General features: G+C 42.4%; 9 protein-coding genes and 1 pseudogene. 1 reads left to right on the top strand and 9 read right to left on the bottom strand.

What is annotated here, in order from left to right; all coding sequences use genetic code 11:
- Nucleotides 1-21: 21 nt before the first annotated feature.
- The 5 genes from J2T16_RS01050 to J2T16_RS01030 form a co-directional block, all read right to left on the bottom strand.
- Nucleotides 22-11985 carry an amino acid adenylation domain-containing protein gene (locus J2T16_RS01050; RefSeq protein WP_499017516.1) on the bottom strand — a complete coding sequence of 3988 codons (11964 nt, stop codon included), beginning with the start codon at nucleotides 11983-11985 and terminating at the stop codon, nucleotides 22-24.
- Nucleotides 11986-12257: 272 nt separating this feature from the next.
- The gene (fabD, locus tag J2T16_RS01045) at nucleotides 12258-13463 is read right to left on the bottom strand and encodes an ACP S-malonyltransferase (protein WP_499017514.1); all 1206 of its coding nucleotides are present in this window, start codon (nucleotides 13461-13463) and stop codon (nucleotides 12258-12260) included.
- Between the two features lie 199 nt (nucleotides 13464-13662).
- Nucleotides 13663-14517: a Cof-type HAD-IIB family hydrolase gene (locus tag J2T16_RS01040; RefSeq protein ID WP_336120183.1), complete on the bottom strand. Its 855-nt coding sequence runs from the start codon at nucleotides 14515-14517 to the stop codon at nucleotides 13663-13665.
- 51 nt (nucleotides 14518-14568) lie between these two features.
- Nucleotides 14569-15027 (bottom strand): SMI1/KNR4 family protein, encoded by a 459-nt coding sequence (locus tag J2T16_RS01035; RefSeq protein ID WP_154957490.1) that lies wholly within the window; start codon nucleotides 15025-15027, stop codon nucleotides 14569-14571.
- 17 nt (nucleotides 15028-15044) lie between these two features.
- Nucleotides 15045-15575, bottom strand: a complete 531-nt coding sequence (locus tag J2T16_RS01030; RefSeq protein ID WP_499017512.1) for a GNAT family N-acetyltransferase — start codon at nucleotides 15573-15575, stop codon at nucleotides 15045-15047.
- A gap of 189 nt (nucleotides 15576-15764) precedes the next feature.
- Between J2T16_RS01030 and J2T16_RS01025 the strand changes: the two genes are divergently transcribed.
- Nucleotides 15765-16925: a S8 family peptidase gene (locus tag J2T16_RS01025; protein ID WP_090916888.1), complete on the top strand. Its 1161-nt coding sequence runs from the start codon at nucleotides 15765-15767 to the stop codon at nucleotides 16923-16925.
- A gap of 135 nt (nucleotides 16926-17060) precedes the next feature.
- Here J2T16_RS01025 and J2T16_RS01020 read toward each other — a convergent pair.
- From J2T16_RS01020 to licT, 4 genes and pseudogenes are all read right to left on the bottom strand, one after another.
- Nucleotides 17061-17458, bottom strand: a pseudogene (locus J2T16_RS01020) (RidA family protein).
- A 300-nt stretch (nucleotides 17459-17758) separates the two neighbouring features.
- Nucleotides 17759-19201, bottom strand: coding sequence for a 6-phospho-beta-glucosidase (locus J2T16_RS01015; protein WP_312027600.1), 1443 nt, complete (start codon nucleotides 19199-19201; stop codon nucleotides 17759-17761).
- A gap of 63 nt (nucleotides 19202-19264) precedes the next feature.
- The gene (locus J2T16_RS01010; protein ID WP_090916892.1) at nucleotides 19265-21178 is read right to left on the bottom strand and encodes a beta-glucoside-specific PTS transporter subunit IIABC; all 1914 of its coding nucleotides are present in this window, start codon (nucleotides 21176-21178) and stop codon (nucleotides 19265-19267) included.
- A 341-nt stretch (nucleotides 21179-21519) separates the two neighbouring features.
- On the bottom strand, nucleotides 21520-22359 hold the full coding sequence (gene licT / locus J2T16_RS01005; RefSeq protein ID WP_090916894.1) for a BglG family transcription antiterminator LicT: 840 nt from the start codon (nucleotides 22357-22359) through the stop codon (nucleotides 21520-21522).
- Nucleotides 22360-22763 lie beyond the last annotated feature (404 nt).

Here is a 22763-nt window from a genome sequence, read left to right as displayed (position 1 = left end):
GAATTTATATTTTATATTCACTTAGAAAAAATCCATCTCGATCAGATCGGTCAGTGTACCTTCATTCATGTCCTCTTCAGGGAATTTAATCTGATTGATTTTAATATGAGGCTCACAGCATATCGTTGTCAGAATGAGAAGCAAGTGTTGTGACATGGCTGCAATCGTGGTTTTTTCAAATAGAATCGTGCTATATTCAAAAGCGGCATCAATCTGCTGATCCGACTCGGTAACATACAGCGTTAAATCAAACTTGGATACGCGATTATTTGGAGCAACTGGTTTACAGGTGAGTCCATCCATATGCATCTCTGACGGACCTGAATTTTGCAATACAAACATCGTGTCAAACAGCGGGTTCCGCCGTACATCCTTGTTTAAATCAACTTTTTTAATCAATTCCTCAAACGGATAATCCTGATTCTCATAAGCGTTCAGCATATGTTCTTTGACTTCCAGTAGATATGCTGCAAATGTTTTATCTGCTGCAGGCTGATGTCGAACAGCAAGTGTATTCACGAACATGCCCATCACCGGCTCCAGTTCCGCATGTGTTCTTCCCGCAATCGGCATACCCACGATAATATCCTCTTGTCCACTATATTTAGACAACAAAATGGTATAAGCCGCGAGCAGGATCATGTATAACGTTGCTCCTGTCTGAGCTTCCAATTTTCTCAAGCTTATGACCAGCTCTTCGTTCACAGCAATTTCCAATAAATCTCCCTCATAACGCGGCGATTCACGTCTTTCATAATCTATTGGCAATTCTAATAGTGGAATCTTTTCACTGAAGACCTCGAGCCAATACTGCTCCTGCTTTTTCATCCAATCACTGTGAAGTTGGAATTGCTGCCACTCCGCATAATCCTTGTACTGAATTCGAAGAGGGGGTAACTTTTCCTCGCGATATAACTGACCGAGTTCGGTCATTAAAATCTGCACAGATAGCCCATCTGCAATGATATGGTGCAGATCTACTAACAGTACATGGCAATCCTGTCGAAGTTCAATCAGCCCTGCTCTCATAAGCGGTGCTTGTCCCAGATCAAAGGCACGAACAAATTGCTCTACCTGGTCTTCCACCTCTTCTTCCACCGCCTGAATGGATTCAATGACAAACTTCACTTCAGGATATATGATTTGTTTGGGTTCTCCGTGGATGGCTTTGAAAGCAGTCCGGAGCGATTCATGACGATCTACTAACTGCTGAAAAGCTGCGTCCAATCGTGTCTGATCAAGCGCTCCTTCCAGCATAAACAGGCCTGACATGTTGTAGGTGAGCTCTTCACCGGCTTTCATGCTCATAATGTACATTCTCATTTGTGCTGAAGAAATAGGATAATATTCTTTTTCCGTCGCTTTTACAATAGACTGGTTAACCTGCTGCTCCATCTGATTAATGTACTGGGCCATCTGTTCTATTGTCTGCCATTCAAAGACGTTTCTAACGGAGATACGAACACTCAGGTGTTGATTGATTTTGTACACCAGCTTTGTCGCGCGTAAAGAGTTACCTCCTACATCAAAGAAACTGTCTCTTATACTGATTTTATCTATACCAAGTACGCCCTCCCAAATGGATAGTAACGTTTTTTCCAAGGATGTCCGGGGTGCGATATATTCACTTCCCGTTTGTATGTTTTCTAGTGGAGGCGGGAGTAAACGTCGATTAATTTTTCCATTGGAGGTCAAAGGCATATTATCGAGCTGTGTAAAGTAAGCTGGAACCATATAATTGGGAAGCAGAGTAGCGAGATTTTGTTTCAACTCTCCAACGGTCTTTTCGGAATCCGCCGTAAAGTAGGCACATATAGATTTGTCTCCGTTCTCATCCTCATGTGCAATCACGATGACTTCTTTCACACCTGGTACAAGTAATAATGCTACTTCAACTTCGCCCACTTCAATTCGGTAGCCTCGAATCTTCATTTGATGATCGATTCGTCCCAAATATTCGACATTGCCATCCGGCAACCATCTCACTAGATCTCCCGTCTTATACATCGTCGCGCCTTGGAAGAAGGGATCACGTACGAATCTTTCTGCTGTCAGTTCAGGCAAGTTCAAATATCCTCTGCCTACTCCGTCGCCTGAAATGCACAATTCTCCAACAACACCCACAGGCTGAACCTGTTCATGATTGTTCAATACATACAGACGGTTATTGCCTAATGTTCGGCCAATCGGCAGATGATTTTTTATGTTTTCTGTATCCAACTCCTCCGGAACAACACGGTATGTCGCAACATCGACACAGCATTCAGTCGGACCGTAAACGTTGATTATGGTTGGCGGCGTATGGTGGAGTGAAAATAAAGCCGTGAATTCAGCTACACTTTGCTGAGAAAGAGCCTCTCCGCCAATGAGCATATATTCTAATGATATTCCCTGAACGTCTCTTGCCCTGGCAAGTAATTTCAGATGAGCAGGTGTACCGTCGGTTACCTCAATTTCATACCGCTTGTAATAATTCATTAGTTCTTGTCCATCCCCAACCGTTTCCCTGTCTACAACAAACAAGGCATGTCCTGACAGCAGCGCGCCAAAAATCTGTTTGACCGATGCATCGAAATAGTAAGGAGCTAGTACTGCAACATGCTTACCGTTATTTGATTCATTCATAACCTGGCTGTACAGCGAGGTAACTAAATGTTGAACCTGACGATGTTCGATCATGACGCCTTTTGGCGTCCCCGTTGTACCGGAAGTATAGATTACATAAGCCAGCTGGCTGGAATCCCCTACCCGTTCTAAGTTGGAGAGATTAGATGCGTAGCTTTTTTCATCGTTTAAATCCATAACTTTTCCATCGAAAATGACCCTTTGTTTCAGATGTTCTTGTGTGACCAACACCATCGCTCCTGAATCACGCAAGATATGCTGGATACGCTCTTCAGGAGAATCCGGATCAAGCGGTACATATGCCCCGCCCGCTTTGATAATGCCCAAGATGCCAACAATCATATCCATGGAACGCTCTGTCATAAGGCCTACGGGTTGATTCGCGCATACCCCTTCAGCCCTTAGCGTATACGCCAGCTGGTTCGCCCGTTCATTTAATTGACGATACGTTAATTGCTGCTGCTTACCATAACTAACAGCCAATTGGTCGGGTGATCGTTCTACCTGTGCCTCGAAACGTTCCTGAAGGGTCTGATCCCGGGGATAGTCGATTGCGCTATCATTAAAATCATGTAATAGAACGTACTGCTCCTGTTTAGACAGCATTTGAATATCGGACAAGACAACATCCGGTTCGATCACGATGTCTCTGAGGATATTCAGCAGATGTGTCTTCATTCGGTCGATGGTATTCCGTTCAAATAGATCTGTCTTGTAATTCAAGTGCATCTCCAGACACTCTTCATCATCTTCAACGATGAACATCAGATCGTATAATGATACGCCAACGTTGATCTCTCTCACTTTGAAACTGCAATCCTTTTCCTGTCTTTGGTTCAACGCTGTATTCTGAAAAATATACATGGTATTAAATAATGCTGTTCCTGTCGACTCGCGATGTATGTTTAATTTTTCAACAAGATGGTCAAATAGATAGTCTTGGTTGTTCAGTGCATCGAGGGATTGAGTTTTGATCTCCTCCAGATAGGATCGGAACGACTTATTTGCCTTAGGCTGTGTTCGAATCGCCACCGTCTGAATAAAGACACCTACAATACGCTCGACATCTGGATGATTTCTTCCTGATGTTGGCGTCCCTACAATAATGTCCTCTTGAGACGTATACCGATGAAGCAGCACATTGTACGCGGCTAACAACACCATAAACAATGTGGTGCCTGTCTGTTTGGCAAGACTTTTCAGAGAATCCTTCAAGTGGTGATCCAGAACAAAGGACAGCCTTGAACCAGCCGAAGTCACATAGGGTGTTCGAACAAAATCGGTAGGCAAATTCAGACTCGGTATCTCCTCACTGAATTGATCCACCCAATATTTCTCCTGCTGCGTGTAGTTTTCACCTGTAATGTAGTCTTTCTGCCAAGCAACAAAGTCTTTATATTCAACCTTGATTTCCGGCATGTTTCTTCCGTCATATGCATCGATAAGTTCATTCGCTAAAATACCAACGGAATACCCGTCGGATACAATATGATGCATCTCAATGAGAATCTCTGCATGATCATCGTTAACACGAATGAATTCCGCACGTATTAACGGAGCTTGGGCACAATTAAATGGTTTGGTAAACGCCTTGATATGCTGTTCAAATGAGTCATAGCTTTGCTCTGAGCGTTTCACTTGAAAATCAATCGAAGGGGCAATGACTTGATAAAGTTCTCCTTCAACCAGATGAAAACTGGTGCGAAAAGCTTCGTGACGCTGCACGATTTGTTCTAATGCATCAATTAATCTAGCTTCATCTATGTTTCCACTAACCGTCAGATGACCGCACATATTCTGGAACACACTATTGGGCTCGAATTGATCCAGAAAATAGATTCGTTGTTGTGCAGGAGAAGTCTCGTAAAGCTCTTTGACCTCCAATGGTCTAATCGGAACGAGTGGACTTACGTTCTCGTCTGTAATCAGGCTGGCGAGCTCCTTCAGATGTCTATTCTTGAATAATTGAACGATCGAAATATGTTGTGCAAACTGCTGATGGACTTTGGAGAGCATCACTGTCGCCTGGAGAGAGTTGCCTCCGAGATCAAAGAAGTGATCATTTCTGCCCACTTGCTCCAGAGACAATACGTCCTCCCAAATTTGCGCCAGCTTTCGTTCAGTATCATTGACCGGATACGCAAACTCGGCAGTACGCCTAATGCTAACAGCACGTTCCGTTTTAAATTGATTGTACATATCGTCTAATTGTGCCTGTTGTTGATCTGTAAATAATGTCAACGACGAAATCTCAGCTTCAGGACGACTGACCATATGTTGCAGTAAACCTATAAACCCTTCCGACCACAATTTCATGATCTCATGTCCAATCAAATCGATATTGTAATCAAAATCTAGATGAAGTTCGTGGCTTACATCCGTAATATTGAGAAATAAATCATATGAAATATGTTTGATCGGATACGACACAAGCTTCGTTTCCATATGATCGAATTGAAGGTGATGAAACGTTCGATCCATATTAAATAAAATGCGGGTCTCCGGTGCTCTCATAGGGGCAAGCTGCTCGGATACAAGCGTTAATGGAGCATGCTGATGTTCCATGACAAGAGCCAACTTCTCCTTAAGCTGAACAATATGTTCCGCAACGGACTGCTCTGTTAACAAGCTATGATGAACAGGTACAATATTGACGCAGTTGCCCATCAAAGTATTTTTCCTCATATGAGACTGCCCTGCCGTAGGCACTCCGATCACAAGCTGAGACTGCCCTGTTAGCCGATGCAAATATAAATGAAACGCGGCAAACATCGTGACAAACAAACTGTTTTTATTATTTATACTTAATGTTCGCAAGGATGCTGTTAAGGAATGATCCAGTTTCATGGAGTATCGTGCGCCTGAATATCCATTTTGTACCTCAACGGACTGTGACGTTGGTAGGACTGCGTTTGGATAGGATAAGGAAAATTGCTTTTGCCAGAACTGAAGCCCTTGGTCATACGCTCCTCTGCCCTGTTCAAGCCGCTGCCAAGTTAAATACTCACGAAACGGGGTGGCTTCTGGCAATTGAACTGGATTTCCCCGAATAAGAGAAGAATAAATTTGTTCCATTTCTTGAATAAACAAAGCAATCGACCAGCCATCTGCAATAATATGATGAAAAGTAAGCACCATAACATATTGATTCGCTGCCTGTTTAAGCAACGTAATTCTAAACAAGGGTTCCCCGGATTGCAGATTGAATGCTTTGCTCGCGTCGGTAGATAACCAATCGGATATTTCCTGCTCTTGCTTCTCGCCAACATACATGGAGAAATCCAGCCATGTGCAGTGAAATTCCATTACTTCCCTGATTTGTTGTGTCTCACGATCCGCATGAATAACCGTTCGCAGAGCTTCATGACGCTGTATGATCTGATTAACAGCTTGCTCCAGAGCGGACGTGTTCATCTGGCCCTTCATTTTCAAAATAACACTCTGATTTAATGCCGCATTTGCATCTTCACCGTGCAGTGTAGTTAATAATAATTGCTTTTGCTCCAAGGACAAGGGAACTTCCATAACAGGTGATGCACCAGGAATAAAGCCTAGTTCCCGCAAATCACTGATCGTCTCTTTCACAATCTTAATGATTGTATTCATGTCATCGATGGAATGAACGGTAGATATAAAGCAGTTACGACCTTCCCAAATATATAAACCTTTATGGATTAGATGGTAGAAAAACAACTCCATATCTCCAAAGGATATAAATCTAAACAGGGATCCAAAGTTCACCATCTGCATAGGCACATTCGATGTTTTAAAAAACTCATTTAATTCCTTTACAAGATAATCTGTTCTATCATTTAATTCTTTGTATAAAACTCCTGCTTCAGATTGAAGATGCTGCAGTACGGCTAACGTTACTCGCATAGTAAGCGGATGGGTACAGAATGTTCCACCAACAAAGGTTTTTTTGTCTGCATCGGAAGGAAAAGAAGAATCACCAAAATTCCAGAAGCCTCCGTCTACAGCATTCATAAATTCAGCTTTGCCCGCAACGATTCCGATCGGTTGCCCTCCGCCAACTACTTTGCCATAGGTAACCAAATCCGCCCGAACTGCAAACCATTCCTGTGCTCCTCCCAACCCGATCCTAAATCCAGTTATGACTTCATCAAAAATGAGCGCAGTACCGGATTGTGTAGTAATCTCTCTAAGTTCATGTAAAAAAGGCGTTGGTTGCAGATCAGGTCTTCGACTCTGTACTGGCTCAACAAGCACAGCAGCCAATTCATCGCCCATATGACGAATCAGTTCAAGGGATTGCGGATGGTTATAATTCAGAATAATCAAATCCTCCATAGAACTTTTCACAATTCCAGGAGCCATGGGCAGTGCAGAAGATAAAACATTTCCGGGGTTCGCTACTCCTAATACGCCGTCATGTGTACCATGATACGACCCGGAAAATAATACAACTTTGGAACGTCCCGTTACTGCCCTTGCCAAACGCAGCGCAACCATGACAGCTTCAGTCCCTGAATTATAAAATGCGACACGCTCTACACCTGTCAGCTCTGAAATTTTCGCTGCAACATCTCCTGCCAGATCAGACATAGGGCCTAATGGGGGCATCTGTTCTTGAATGCTCTCAGCCATAATATTTTGAATAAAGGATGGATTATGACCAAATAAATTTACACCAAACCCCATCGTCAAATCCAAATATTCGTTCCCGTCTACATCCCATAACTTTGACCCAGCAGCACGTGCAGCAATGATGGGATACACCATTTCTTTCCAATAAGAACGAAATCCAGCAACATTACGATTGTTGGCATGTACATAACGGGTTAGGTCTGTTTTTAGCTTAGAGCCTTTGGTTTTAGCAGTATATTTGGCTATAAATTGTTCAATATATTGGTTCTGCAGCTCTGTGTATGGACTTTCTTCTTGAATTTTCAGTGATTGATAGGGTATAAACGGCTTGATTTCCTTGGAATCGAGATTAGATGTAACGTTTTCCGTTCGAATCCCCTTACTGTTTTCAATGTTTGCTTTCATATTAGGCATTTCTCTGACCTTTTTAACTTCATTAAGTTCATTAACTTCATTGAGTTCATCGTGTTTAGGATGTTTCATTTGTGAATGATTCACTTGAGCAGCTGTTTGCTCACCCAATAGCAAATTCAAGCTTTTTAATTGGGATTCCATCAGCTGAATGGCAGACATCACAATTTGGTCTGAATTCGCTGATGATCTGGCCGGATTTGTATGAGGCACCGATGCAAGATGTTGTTGTTCAGAATGTTCCTGTTCTGGCGCATCATCTAAGTGTGCAGACATATCAAAACCTTTTGTATTCTCTGACACATATTGCACTAAGGAATGGATATTCGTAAGATTCTCAAAAAACATCTCCATCGGAATATCCAGGCCAAACCCGTCTAATATCTCTTTCTTGATTTGCACAAGAATGATGGAGTCCAGTCCCATCTGAAGAAAATGGGCATGTTCATCTAGTTCTGCAAGTTTCAAACCGGATGCGCGACTGATGCTTGTCCTAATTTTCAATTGCACATCGTTTCTTTTTTCCTCCATTGGAACCCCATTCCTTTCTATCTTATGTTTTGCAGATACCGGTTGTTTGACTTCGATCCAACACCTTTTCTGCTCAAATGGATATAAAGGTAATGGAATTTTAGAGATGATCTTGCCTTCATACAGCCTCTCCCAATCGATCACTGCCCCTTGTGTAAATAACTCACCGAACGAACGTAATGATTCTGCCTTTGGCAGTGCATAGAGATGATCGGAAGCGATAGCCCTGTCTTTTTTGGCGTAGCCAAAGTAAACATTGGGAATCTTGTTTTCTCCTTGTGCGATTTGTTTCAATTTCCCATACAGTTCCTGTTCACTCTTTACAACGATGGAAAGCCGATAATCCAGAGTAGCCCTTCCCCTACTTGCTGTGTAACAGATTTGTTGAACGCTAACGTTGCCGTGCTCTTCTATATACTGAATATACATCTTGATCAGGTCATTCAGTGCCCGTTCATTAAGAGCAGATAACACAAATAGGTGAGGCTCTTGATCCGATGTTTGTTGTACTGTCTGTGACGGAACATATTCTTCAAGAACCACATGCGCGTTTGTGCCGCTGAAGCCGAACGAGCTGACCCCGCATCGTAAAGGTCGATCTTCGTCAGTCAAAGCCATCAATTCCTGATTCACATAAAAAGGAGAAGATTCAAATTTCAGTGCCGGATTAGGCTTATTAAAGTGGACCAACGGTGGAATCGTCCTATGTTGTAACATGAGAACAGATTTAATTAATCCGGCGATACCCGCCGCTTCAAAACTATGTCCTATGTTGGCCTTAACGGACCCGATCGCACAATACTGTTTTCGATCCGTATATTTTTCAAAAGCCTTACGTAAAGCATTAAATTCAACGGGATCACCTAATTTGGTGCCTGTTCCATGTGCTTCTATAAAATGCAGTGTATTCGGAGAAATGCCAGCCTCTCTCCACGCCTGTTCAATGACATTCGTCTGTGACTCGGGATTAGGCGCTGTAATACCAACCGTTCTACCATCTTGATTAATCGCACTGCCTTTGATTACGCCATAGATATAGTCGCCGTCCTGCATGGCTTGTTGCAATGGCTTCAACATAACCGCTCCAACACCTTCACCAAAGCCTGTACCGTTCGCGTCTTCGCTAAACGTTCGTGTCAATGCATCTGGAGATTCCATATCCAGTCCGATACTGATCGGTAACAAGGCTGTTCGAATCCCTCCTGCAATAGCCATTTCACAATCTCCTGCAAGCAAACCTTTACATGCCATATGAACCGCAACAAGCGAGGAAGAACAAGCTGTATCAATTGTCAATGCCGGACCTTTCAAATTTAAAAAGTATGCGATTCTGCTTGCCAGTACAGATGGTAAATTTCCAATAATATAATGTTTGATCTCTGAAGGATAACTCGCCGTGATAAGTCGTTCATAATCATACCCAACTTTGGAATAACCCACATACACGCCAACATGACTTCCATTAATCCCGGCACCTGCATACCCCGCATCTTCGATCGTATGCCATGCTGTTTGCAAAAACATTCTTTGATTCGGGTCCATAAATTGGGCAGTTCTTGGGGTTAATCCAAAGAATGAATAATCAAATTGATCGATTTGATCTAAATAACCGCCTTTGATCCATTCAGGTTGATCCGTTTCACTCCGAATGGACTGAATATAATCCGCTGCGTCTTGTATCCGATGCTCAGGATAATCCTGAATGCAGTGCTCTCCCTCTTCCATGACACGCCAAAAATCACTTGCATTTGATGCTCCGGGAAAATTCATAGACATACCGATGATGGCTATATCATTTGATGATGGCTCATGTTCCCGAGCGGGATAAACTCTTTTATTTTCACGGCGACTACCAGCCAAATATCCTGCTAAATCCGTTATTGAGGGATAGGTAAAGAGATCCGTAACGGCTAACTCTTCTCCATATTTCTCTTCGATACGTTCAGCGATCTGGGCCAGCTGCAATGAAGTTGCACCCATATCGAAATAGCTATCCTCAGCTTTAATCCTCTTCCCTACCAAAACTTCGGAAAATAGGGATATCAGTTCCCGTTCCAGGACTTGAACGGAAACAGTTTTCATTTCTCTTCCTGTTTCCTTCATAAGTGCTTCTTGGATAAGTGCAGATTCTGTTGAAAACTTTCCAGCTTCGTATTGCTTGGCTAACTGATAGCGCTGAATTTTTCCGCTCGTTGTTTTCGGTAATTTTTTAATAGGCAGTACTTCCTTGACACTCCATCCTCCATGAATGTATAAATGCTTTTTAATGTCTTTTACGAGTGGCAGAAAGTGTTCGATCTTTTTTTTATAAACGACAAAAACAATAATTTCTTCGCTCTGACTATTCGAATCGTACACACCACAAGCAGCAATTCTGCCGAGTTCAATCTCATGCAATTGAATAGCTACACGCTCGATATCATGAGGATATATATTCTTACCATTCATGAAGATAATGTCTTTCTCTCGTCCAGTGATCACAAGAGTACCGCTCATAGTGAAACCGAGATCCCCCGTATTCACCCAACCATCACGAGTAAATACGTTCTCGGTTGCCATCGGATTATTGTAGTATCCTTGGGTGACGTTATCACCCTGAATTTGTATCTTACCGATAACATAATCTGGAACGAGATTCATATCCTCATCACATATTCGGACATGACAATAGTCCACAGCTCGACCAACGACAGCAAACGATGCCACATGCTCTGCATCCTTCTCGACTTCAATGACATGCTCACCCAAATTCAGATGATCGCGGTGTACATATATCGCAGCAAATTCTTTCTCTATTGGAGGAAAGCAGACTGCCACGGATGCCTCTGCTAATCCGTATACGGTAAACATAGCCGTTTTCTTCAACTGATAGGCTGATAATACATTCAGAAACTCATGGCAAACCTCTGGTAAAATGGGTTCGGCACCATTATAGATGACTCTGACACATGACAGATCCCATCCAACGGCCTTGTCTTCACGGAAAAAATTCAAAAAATACTTGTAACCAAAGTTAGGAGAGGAGAGGATAGTGGCTCTATGTTGATTGACTTTTTTCATCCATAGAATTGGCTTTCGAATAAATAATTCCGTGGGGATCAGATATTGATGAATACCTGCCACGAATGGAACGAGGTGGAATCCGATCAAGCCCATATCATGGGTGAGCGGCATCCAAGAGAGGAAACGATCATCCGAGCTGATTTTTGTACCATTGATTGCAGCACACGCATTGTATATCAGATTTCGATGAGTGAGCATAACACCTTTGGGATCACCGGTTGATCCAGACGAGAATTGAATAAATGCCAGGTCTTCCGACTTGGGTTCGTTATATCTAACAACATCATACTTATATACCTGGTCATGTATTATTTCGGCTCTCTTCTCCAGCTGATGATGAAAATCTGACATTTCATGCTCTAAAGCAAATTTTTTCATTTTATCCAGCACTTTCTCAGATGCAATCATGAAAGGGTCCTTCAACAAATCCCAAATACGGTATACTTTCATGTTTTGTTCTTCATCTTCACCTATACTTACAGGTACAGGTATCATTCCACCCAATATACAAGCCCAAAATGCGACGATAAATCGTTTGTTTTCTTGAATCTGAAAAATAATCTCCTGCCCTGGTTTTATGCCGATTTCTTGTAGATATCCCAAATAACCTTTGGCTTCGTTAAATAATTGACTATAAGTCATCCATGTTTCCATTTTATCAGAATCAATAAAACGAATACCCCGGTCTGTTACTTTGCTTCTGTCGCGAATAACATCTACGAGTGTTTGAAATCGACTGGTATACATATCTCTCCTCCAATGAATCATCTCTATGTAACTTATCTAATTAGTTACACATATTTACTGCAAAATTTTACCATAGAAATATATGTATTTTCAAGAAAATTATTGTTACTATTTGGTAAAATACATTTTTTAATCAACAGCGTCCTTTTACACTTACATAACAAAGCACATACATTTTCCAATTAAATTCAGCATGTAATCCAACGCCAAATAGGCTGCCTCAGATGAGACAACCTGGAGTGTATTGTATGGCAATTGATGGAGCCAGCTAACTAAATCGTACTTATCATCACTTTTGCGTTTTTTGGGGATTGCTTGGCTGTAAAAATCCGCTCACACAGCACAATTGAATCCTGTATTTCAGCTTCGTTAAGTTCATGGCTATGATTGTCTAGCCGCTCTTTCATCCGTTGTAATTCAGGAAATAATGGCTCAACCGTTTTGTTGTATATTTCTGCGTCCTGACTGTAATTCCGCGATGTGAGTGCTGTGCTCATCAGTTGAGACAACTTATGTTTGCGTATGGCTAGGAGTTTGTCTTGTCTTGCCTGTGAATTCGCGAGTATCGTTAAATCGGAAGGTTGACCTAAAGAATAAGGTACAATGTTCTTCGCTATTTTATTCATAAGACTCACTAACACTTGTTTCGGACCCAGTTCAATGACCTCCGTAACCCCTTGTTCCATTAAGTACTGCATGGACTCTAACCATCTTACTGGCCAAGTCATTTGTCTATTCAAATAATCTACAACGGATTGGTCCGACGGATAGGGCTTCGCTGTGACATTGGAAATGATCGGATATGCTGCATGACCATAGTGATATTGATCTAATTCGATCTTGAATTGGTCTGCCGCATTTTTCATCATGGGAGAATGATATGGACCGGAGACCTGGAGATATGAATGTTTTGTTCCTTTGAATGTCGTTCTTCTTATAACCTCTTGTACAGATTGGCGATGGCCCGATATAACAAACTGCTGGTTCGCGTTTATACAGGCAACGCACACAGGTCGTTCGTTTACAGACACTTCTTCGCATATTTTTTGAAGCGTACCGATTGAGATATTGGAAATAGCCGCCATGGTACCTTGCTGATCTGGGTCTGCTTTGTGCATAATCATGCCTCGTCGTCTTACAAGTTGAACAGCTTCTCGAAAAGATATAACGCCTGTGCATACCAGAGCCGAATATTCTCCCAGGCTGTGTCCGGCCATATAAGCCGGTTTCACTCCAATTTCCTGCATATAGATCTGAAATGCAATAACACTAACGGTTAGCAGTGCGGGCTGTGCATTCATCGTTAACGTCAATTCATTCATGTTTCCTTCAAAACACAGCTTTTTTAAATCGAAAGAAATAGCGTCACTAGCTTCTTCAAATAAATACCTGGCTACACCAAAATGATTCCAGAAGTCTCTTCCCATCCCAATGATCTGAGAACCTTGTCCAGGAAACAACAGGGCGATATTACTCATCTGGTGTCCTCCATGTATTCAAATTCATATTCCATCCAACCTCCATTTAAACCCAATAAATTCCTTGTTTTCAAAATTCATATTATACTTTCATGCTGAGATATGCAATAAACTCGGGTATAAATAAAAACAGACACCTCCAACTACAGAGATGTCTGTCTTAACGGATTGAATCTTAAGATTCTCTTTTTCTCAAGCTTTAAATTAACCCATGCTTTACAAAACTATGATATAGTCCATCTTCTTCCACGGAGCCCGTAATATCATCGGCAATGGCTTTCAACCCAGGCTTCGCATTGCCCATTGCAATCCCTACAGCACAGAACTCCAGCATCTCGGCATCATTCATGCCATCGCCGATGGCCAATGTATCTTCTCTCGACATTCCCAGATGCTCTAACAGATCAGCAATCGCAATCGCTTTGTGAATTCCCGGAATCATCAATTCTCCACTACCTTCTCCGAAGACAGGCACGGTACACTGAATTACTTCAAATTTGCCTTCAAACTCCTGTTTAATTCGTTCAAAAGGAACCTCCGAGCTTTCTAAAAAACAAACCTTGTTGACGTCATCCTTATACAGATCGGCTTCGCCGTACGTTAATCCTGCGATAAACGGATGAGGTTTTGTTTCCTTTTTCTCCCGCGCAACTGGATCATTCTCGATATCGCCATAGATACGGCGTTCCAAATGGGATTGAAGATTACTGCTTGCGTACAATGCCGAGTTGGATTCAAGATAGAAATCAATGCCGTGTTCATTGAAGAAATCGACCATATGACGAACATCTTCTGCCGTTACTTTTTTATGATATAACACGTCAGAACCATACTCCACGTATCCACCGCCTGCTCCAATCAATCCGTCAAAGCCTACATCCCAGATCGAATCATAGATCTCAGCCTTAGAGCGGCCTGTGCATAAATACAGCAGATGTCCATTCTTACGCGCTTGTTTACAAGCCTCTTGAGCAGACAATGGGATATTACCGTCATCGTCTACCAACGTGCCATCAATATCAATAAATACGATTTTTGGTTTTATGTTGCTCATCTGTTTTTCCCCCAGTTCTATTCTCTGTCTGAAACCTTACGTTTTACTGTACTAAGCGTTCCGAGGTGTTCGTTGATCAATCAACTTTTCTAGAAATTCGGCAAAAGAATCCGCATACACTTCAGGCTCTCCATTAAAGTAATCTAAACGCATCACCTTGAATTCTCCGCGTGCATCAGCCATTCTTGTATCGAAATAGTAATATTCATCCTCATCCGGGATAAACAATTCCAGCTTGCCTTCCTGCTTTGACTGTTCATCTGCAAGTCTGTAGATATAGAGAATGTCCGTATCTGTGTACTCTCTGTGCTCTGATGAAGTAATGGTTAGAATTCCTGTCCCGCTCAACATCGCTTGTCCATAATTGAGAAGCCACCATCGGTAGGAAGGAGGCAATGAAAAACCCAGCTCCTGTTCAACCTCGACAATCCAGCTTTCCTGAACTTGATGGTTCGGGAACCACTTTAACGCCTTTGTGTGGGCCAGTTTCTCAATCAGACTTGTGTACATTCCTACATCTCTCCGATCTAAAAATTGATGGGTTTATCCATATGCACGATCTGCCATTCATTTTGCTCTTCCGTAATAAATGCAAACCTTTGACGTTCCCAGAAATCCACGGCTCCCGGCAGAAAGCGATGAGTATGCAAATATAACGTTGTATACTGCATTTTTGTCACAATTCGTTGCAGTTCTTGCACCAATCGTGAACCGATGCCATACCTTCGGTAGGCAGGATCAACGTAACATTTTACAATCTCAGCTGCGGTACGAGCCGGGTAACGACCTTCAATAACCTGAATTCGCCCATCATAAGGAACAATACCAATCGAACCGATAATACCTGCTTCATCCGATCGTGCAATCACAAAAACAGTATCATTCCGCTTCATGTAATATTCGTCGAACTGCTCAAAATCCTTAGGCAATACGCTATGATCCATCATCGGAAATACTTCACTACGCACACGCATAGCAAAATCAATCGCTTCCTGAATCTCATAGGATCGAACAGGTCTTACTTCGGGCTTCACCTGATGTTCTGTCAACCATATCACATTCCTTATTTTCTTTTATAAAATACTTCTCTTCATCTTAACGAATTCTTATAAACCTATCAATTAACTATATTCAAACCTATGAATCTATCTATACTCACGACCAATTTGGAAGCAAGCCCGCGCATTTTCATAGATTCCGCATAGGATAAGGCGTGTCAGAATCCAATATGGAAAGGGGTAAAGCCGATGTGGTTATGGTTAGGCATCTTGGCCGTTTTCATTTTGATCTCCACCTGGCTCACCCTTCGTTATATCGACCAAAGGGAAGCAAATACATTCGATCCTCACGCCCCACATCAACTGTTACTCAAGTTCAAAGAAGGTACAACCCCTGATCAGATGCACACCCTTCATCGAAAAACGAAATGCAAAGTCGCTGAAACCTATGAAGACCTCGGGTGGTACCGAATCGAATCTCGCAAAAAAATGCACAGGATGCTCAAGCAGTACAAGGATCATGATCTCATTGAACATGCACATCCCAACTATCTGGTTGAAGCTTCATTCATACCCAATGATCCCTTCTTCCCTTATCAATATAATCTCACCAAAATCAATGCGCCTGCTGCATGGGATATTACTCAGAGTAACAGCTCGATTAAAATTGCCATCATTGATACGGGTGTACAGTTGAATCATCCTGAACTTGCATCCAAGCTTTTGCCCGGTTACGATTACGTCGATTATGACAACATCCCTGAGGATGGAAATGGACATGGCACCCATGTTGCCGGTATCGCTGCTTCCATTACCAATAATGGTGTTGGGATTGCGGGCACAGCACCTCTCGCTTCCATCGTACCGCTTCGTGTGCTCGACAACAACGGCCAAGGGACGATTGGTAACGTGGGCAATGGGCTTGTTTTTGCAGCCAATAACGGCGTTCAAGTGATCAATCTGAGTCTGGGTGGACCGACAGGAGATGCTTTCCTTCAGGCTGCCGTTCAGTACGCATGGGATCGGGGAGCTGTCATTATTGCAGCAGCAGGTAATGACAATACGTCATTTCCGATTGTTCCAGCATCGTATGCTAACGTCATCGCTGTTGCATCCACCAACTCATCCGACCTGAAATCGAATTTCTCCAATTACGGTTCTTGGGTGGATATGGCTGCACCGGGTGATACTATTCTCTCCACGTACCTTGGTGGATCGTACGCTTATCTTAGTGGAACATCAATGGCCGCTCCGCAAGTTGCTGGCGTGGCTGCTTTACTCGCATCCCAAGGCAAAACGAACGCCCAAATTCGGGATGCCCTATGTTTCGCTTCAGACCCTGTATCGGGTTCAGGCATCTATTGGACGTACGGGCGGCTGAATGCCAATCAAAGTGTGCAAGTCCCATAAAGATGCGTGTGTTCATTTACCGCTAACCTATTAGGTTGACCTTTGTTTCCTTATATTTCATAGTCAATATGCAAATAAAACGATGGAGCTTCTACAAGATAGAGCTCCATCGCATTTATAGAAATATATTTGGTTTTATAGTTTTGCAGCCCAAATTTCGATTTCAATCTTGATCTCAGGCAGACCTAACTCTGTAATATATCCAATAGTCATTGCAGGATAATCATGATCGAATAATTGCTCCCATTCGCTGTACAGGTAATCCCAGTCTATTTTCTCCGTTGCGCACACATTCACTTTTATAATATGTTCAGCATGCAAATCTTCGGATTGCATAACGGTTTTGATATTGTGAAATGTATTGGTGACTTGTTCATTCAACGTATTCGGAAATGACCATTCACATCTACGCCAACCTGCCCTGATGTCACAAACAACTCTGCATTTCTCGGAATTTTTGTGATATGCGTATAATTCCCTACAGGGGATGGCATATTGGTTGGATTTTTTCTCGTAATTTTTTCATTTGTCATGTTCATTACCTCATCATTCCTAAGATTTTTCTACGGTTTTTCATTATTTTGATCTCCATTTGGGCAGACTTGTCCCGTGTTTTGGATTCTAGAAAAATACCGCAGTGGAGTATCCATACCCTGAAGATATAAACGCAAGTGATTTTTTCTTCATGGCTGATGACTCCCCCTTCTTAGTTGACAAGATTTTCTACATTTATAAATTATAATAAAACTCATAACACGAGTCAAACGGACGTCAAGCCATTGATTCCTTATCAAAATCAAAAACAATCCCGTGCGAACGGGACTGTTCTTGGTCTAGAAATATTTTGCGCCATTACTTGCAATAACCTCTTTGTACCAATAGAAGCTTTTCTTTCTTACCCGACGAAGTGTTCCGCTTCCATCGTTATTTCTGTCTACATAAATGTAGCCATACCGCTTCTTCATCTCACCCGTACCTGCGCTAACCAGATCAATGGGACCCCAACTGGTGTACCCAATCAGTTCTACACCATCCTGAATCGCTTCGGCCATCTCAGCGAAGTGGCTATTCAGATACTCAATGCGATAGTCATCTTCAACCGTGTCATTATCCAGCAACACATCGGTCGCACCGAGTCCATTTTCGACAATAAACAGCGGTTTGCCGTAGCGATCATGAAGCTGGTTACACGTAATACGAAGCCCTTTGGGATCAATGGTCCAGCCCCATTCGGACGCTTGAAGATACGGATTCTTCACCGATCCAAACACGTTGCCTTCAGTCGAGTCCTTCAACACTTCAGGATCAGCACTTGTACAACGGCTTGCATAATAGCTAAAGCCAATGTAATCCACTGTATGATGCTTCAAAATTTCGGCATCTTCTGGTTGCATCTCAATACGGATATTATTCTCTCTGAAGAAACGTTTGGTATAACCCGGGTACTCTCCTTTGGACTGCACATCAATAAAGAAGAATGATTCCCGGTCTTTATCCATCGCTTTCCACACATCATCCGGATGTGAACTGTAAGGGTACACCGTACCCGCGGCCAGCATGCATCCAATCTGTGCACTTGGAATAATCTCGTGACAAGCTTTAACAGCTAGCGCACTTGCAACGAGCTCATGGTGTGCAGCCTGATACAATACCTGTTCTTTATCTTCGCCTTCCTGAAGCACGATCCCCGCGCCGATATAAGGCAGATGAAGCAGCATATTGATTTCGTTGAATGTCATCCAGTACTTCACTTTGCCTTTGTAACGAGTAAACAGTGTTTTGGCATAAGTTTCGAAAAAGCCGACCATCTTGCGGTTTTTCCAGCCACCGTAGTTCTTCACCAAATTCACAGGTACATCAAAGTGACATATGGTCACGACGGGTTCAATATTGTGTTTTAACAGTTCATCAAAGACATCATCATAAAACTGAAGCCCCGCTTCATTCGGCTCTGCATCATCACCGTTCGGGAAAATCCGTGCCCAGGCTACCGAAAGCCTGAGGCACTTGAATCCCATTTCTGCAAATAAAGCAATATCTTCCTTGTACCGATGATAAAAATCAATCGCGTCATGTGAAGGATAGAATTCTCCTTCTTTGGGTTCAAACGAATCCAGATTACCCAGCGCAATCGGAAAACGATTGGTTCCAATCGGGATCAGGTCAACCGTAGTTAACCCTTTCCCCCCTTCAAGATAAGCACCTTCCAGTTGATTCGCTGCCGTTGCTCCTCCCCAGAGAAAATCATCTGGGAAGGCCTTCATTTTTTCAACCATTTGAATAATTCCTCCTATTCATCATAGGCATTTATGATCCGATTCGATCCGTTCAAGCACGTATTAGTTCAGTACTGTCAGCAGTTTATCCTGCTCGTTCACAGTCTGACTTTTAGTAGGGACAACGTCGAGATAACTGGAAGTATTGGTGATGATTACTGGGGTCACGATTTCGTAACCCGCATCTTTAATCGCTTGCAGATCAAACTCCATGATCAGATCACCTGCATTGACACGGTCACCATCTTTGACATGTGCAGTAAAGTGTTGGCCTTTCAATTGCACCGTATCTTGACCAATGTGAATCAGCATCTCTACACCATCATCTGTAACAAGACCAATTGCGTGTTTGGTACGATACACGGTCTGCACAACACCTGTTATCGGGGACACAACTCTACCACTGGTTGGACGGATGGCAATGCCTTTACCCATATGTTCTCCTGCAAACGTAACATCGTTAATTTCTTTCAGTTCAACCACTTCACCAGCCATTGGGCTAACGATTTCATAACGGTTATTCGGGTTAGGATCAAGTACAGGTGCCGGAGCGGCTGTTTTTTCAACTGGATCTTTGAAGCCCACAACATAAGTCAAGATGAAACCGAGAATGAATGCGATAATTGTAGCTGCTACAACCCAGAAGAATACGGAATTCATTCCTTCTGTAGGGCTTACATAGCTCGGATAACCGAAGATCCCTAGACCACCAATGATGTAACCTTTCGCTCCGAACAAACCAAGGATACCTCCACCAATACCACCAGCAATACAGCTCATGATAAATGGTTTTTTGAGTGGTAGTGTCACACCGTAAATCGCTGGCTCAGTTACACCGAATATACCGGAAATGAATGCAGGTGCACCGAGTGTTTTCACTTTTTGGCTTTTCGTTTTCAGCATAACCGCCAGCACTGCACCGATCTGAGCAAAGGAAGCTGCAAAAGAAAGTGCCAGAATCGAATCATAACCAAGCGTTGCAAGGTTAACGAATACCAATGGAACGAGTCCCCAGTGGAGTCCGAACAAGACGAATACTTGCCACAAACCACCGATTACAAGACCTGTAAGTAACGGACTCAGTCCGTAAATGGAAGATGTAAATGCACCTAACAGTTGACCTGCCCATGTCGCAATCGGGCCAATAACCAAAAATGTAAGGGGTACAATAACGAGCAACGTACAAAATGGAACCAAGAAGTTACTGACTACTTTAGGCATAACTTTTTTGAAGAAACGTTCAATTTTAACCGCGAAGAACGTGGCGATAATAATCGGGATAACGGATGAAGCATAATCCATCAGAATGACCGGAATACCTAGAAACTCAATCCGAATCGGTGATTCAAACAAAGTGCCTGCAAACAAAGTGTACATTGGTTCCCCAGCGCGTATTCCCGCAAGTGTCGGGTAGACTAACGATGCACCGATGGCCATACCCAGGAACGGGCTTCCACCGAATTTTTTAATAGCCGTGTATCCAAGGAAGATCGGGAAGAAGTAAAATAAACAATCTCCAATAGCGTTTAACAACGCATACGTACCTTCCGTATTGTTAATCCAACCAAGGGACACGAACATCGCCGTGAAACCTTTGATCATCCCTGTTGCTGCAAGCAATCCGAGAACCGGAGTAAATACACCGGAGATCATATCGACAAAACGGTTAAACAAATTGCCTTTTGGACCGGAGTCTGCATCATCCGCATCGACTTGACCCTCAGCAGACAGATTGCCTACTTTAACCACAGCTTTATATACGTCCGGCACTTCGTTGCCGATTACGACTTGATATTGTCCTCCGCTCTGCATAACGGTAATTACACCAGGCATATTTTTCAGTTCTTCTGTTTTGGCTACGCTTTCATTTTTCAGTTTAAACCGCAATCTCGTTACGCAATGGAATACACTGTTTACGTTCTCAGGTCCACCAACCCGTGACAGAATGTCTTTTGCTAATTGATCGTAGTTGCTCATTGTCATTCTTCCTCTCTAAGTAGACTCCCCATGCTTGTGAAACAAAGAAAACCTGAACTACTGAACAATCACAACGTACCGGAGATCCGGAAATCAGTCATGTTATTCAGCAATTCAGGTTTTGCCCTTAACGGTTGCAACCCTGTAAGGCTGTACACATTGATATTTGATTATAAACTGCAAGCACATTGATTCATCCTCAAACCTTTCGGTCCGGCATTGCCTGATTGAACAGTAACAATCCGTTTGGATTAATGTATGCGCTTACTTCTTGACATCATCATAGTACATCCGCACTATGTTTGCAAGCACTTTTTTAATATATTTGTTAATCGTCATGATTATTCAGATGTTGCATTGACCACTCGCTCAATATGAATGGTTAAATACATCATTTCTTCGTCAGTCAGTTGATAGGTGTAGTTATTTTCAATGAATTTTTTGATTTTAACAGAGCACTTGTATGCATCCGGGTATTTTTTCTGAATCATCTGAAACAATTCATCATCATTGTTGCTCTTATAGTGTTTCCCCTTCACCATCCGCTGCGCGAAATACTTCAGGTGAGTAACAAAACGAGTATAGTTCAACGCATTCTCATCAAAGTCTATTTTGAAGTGATATTTAATAACGGTCAGAATCTCCTGCATCACCTGCGTCATGCTACGTATATTGGGCATCTCTTCGTTAAGTGCTGCGTTCACAAAATGCAATGCCATAAATCCGGCCTCATCCTCCGGCAAAAGCACTCCAAATTGATCACAGATCATATTTAACGCTTCAAGCCCCACTTCATACTCATCCTTATACAACTGCTTGGTTTCCCATAACAACCCATTCCGAATCGGAAGATTATTGCGATACCGCTCAATGGCAAAATGAATATGATCCGTAAGATGCAGATAGATACTCTCATTTAACTTCTTCCCAAGCTTCAGCTTGGCATACGCAATAATTTCTTCGGACACTTTCATATACTCAAGTGGAATGCTGGCAATTAAAGCCTTGAAGTTTTCCTGAATATCTTCATTCTGTAAAGTAAAGATCTTGTCAACATGCTGGTCAGAGATCAGATCACCCGCCTTTTTTTGAAAAGCGATACCTCTACCAATAACAATAACTTCCTGTTCATCTTTGATGGCGACTACCGCATTATTGTTTAACACCTTCTCAATTCTCACTTCATCACTCCAATATACAGAAAAAGGCAAACCATACCTGCGCCTTGAGGTTACTGGACATGCCCTTATCTCTTCAATGTGAACTATATGTGCGTTCATGGTATTACATTTCACTGTTTTATGCAACTAGAAAACGCTAACAGTCTCTGATTGGGATTACGTTTTTTTATGTTTGCTGTCCCGCTCCAATTCCGCCTCAATCTTACGATTAATAACCTCCATTCTCTCGGATGAGATTCGATCTATATATGATACCTCCAACGATGATTGGGCCATAAGGAAACATAATACACAAAACAATGCCTACCAATACAAGCATTAAGAAATACATTCGTATCCTCCTGTTTAGTAGAGTATTTCGATTTTGGCTGAATATTCTTAAGTAAGCGGGTCAGATGCATCAA

Source organism: Paenibacillus intestini, from assembly GCF_030803945.1.
Lineage (GTDB): Bacteria > Bacillota > Bacilli > Paenibacillales > Paenibacillaceae > Paenibacillus > Paenibacillus polysaccharolyticus.
This window is presented reverse-complemented; position numbering and strand designations above follow the sequence as displayed.

Coding starts and splice junctions, on each gene's coding strand:
- J2T16_RS01050 (WP_499017516.1), bottom strand. CDS start 11,985: ATGTATACCAGTCGATTTCAAACACTCGTAGATGTTATTCGCGACAGA.
- fabD (WP_499017514.1), bottom strand. CDS start 13,463: ATGAGTAATATCGCCCTGTTGTTTCCTGGACAAGGTTCTCAGATCATT.
- J2T16_RS01040 (WP_336120183.1), bottom strand. CDS start 14,517: ATGAGCAACATAAAACCAAAAATCGTATTTATTGATATTGATGGCACG.
- J2T16_RS01035 (WP_154957490.1), bottom strand. CDS start 15,027: ATGTACACAAGTCTGATTGAGAAACTGGCCCACACAAAGGCGTTAAAG.
- J2T16_RS01025 (WP_090916888.1), top strand. CDS start 15,765: ATGTGGTTATGGTTAGGCATCTTGGCCGTTTTCATTTTGATCTCCACC.
- J2T16_RS01015 (WP_312027600.1), bottom strand. CDS start 19,201: ATGGTTGAAAAAATGAAGGCCTTCCCAGATGATTTTCTCTGGGGAGGA.
- J2T16_RS01010 (WP_090916892.1), bottom strand. CDS start 21,178: ATGAGCAACTACGATCAATTAGCAAAAGACATTCTGTCACGGGTTGGT.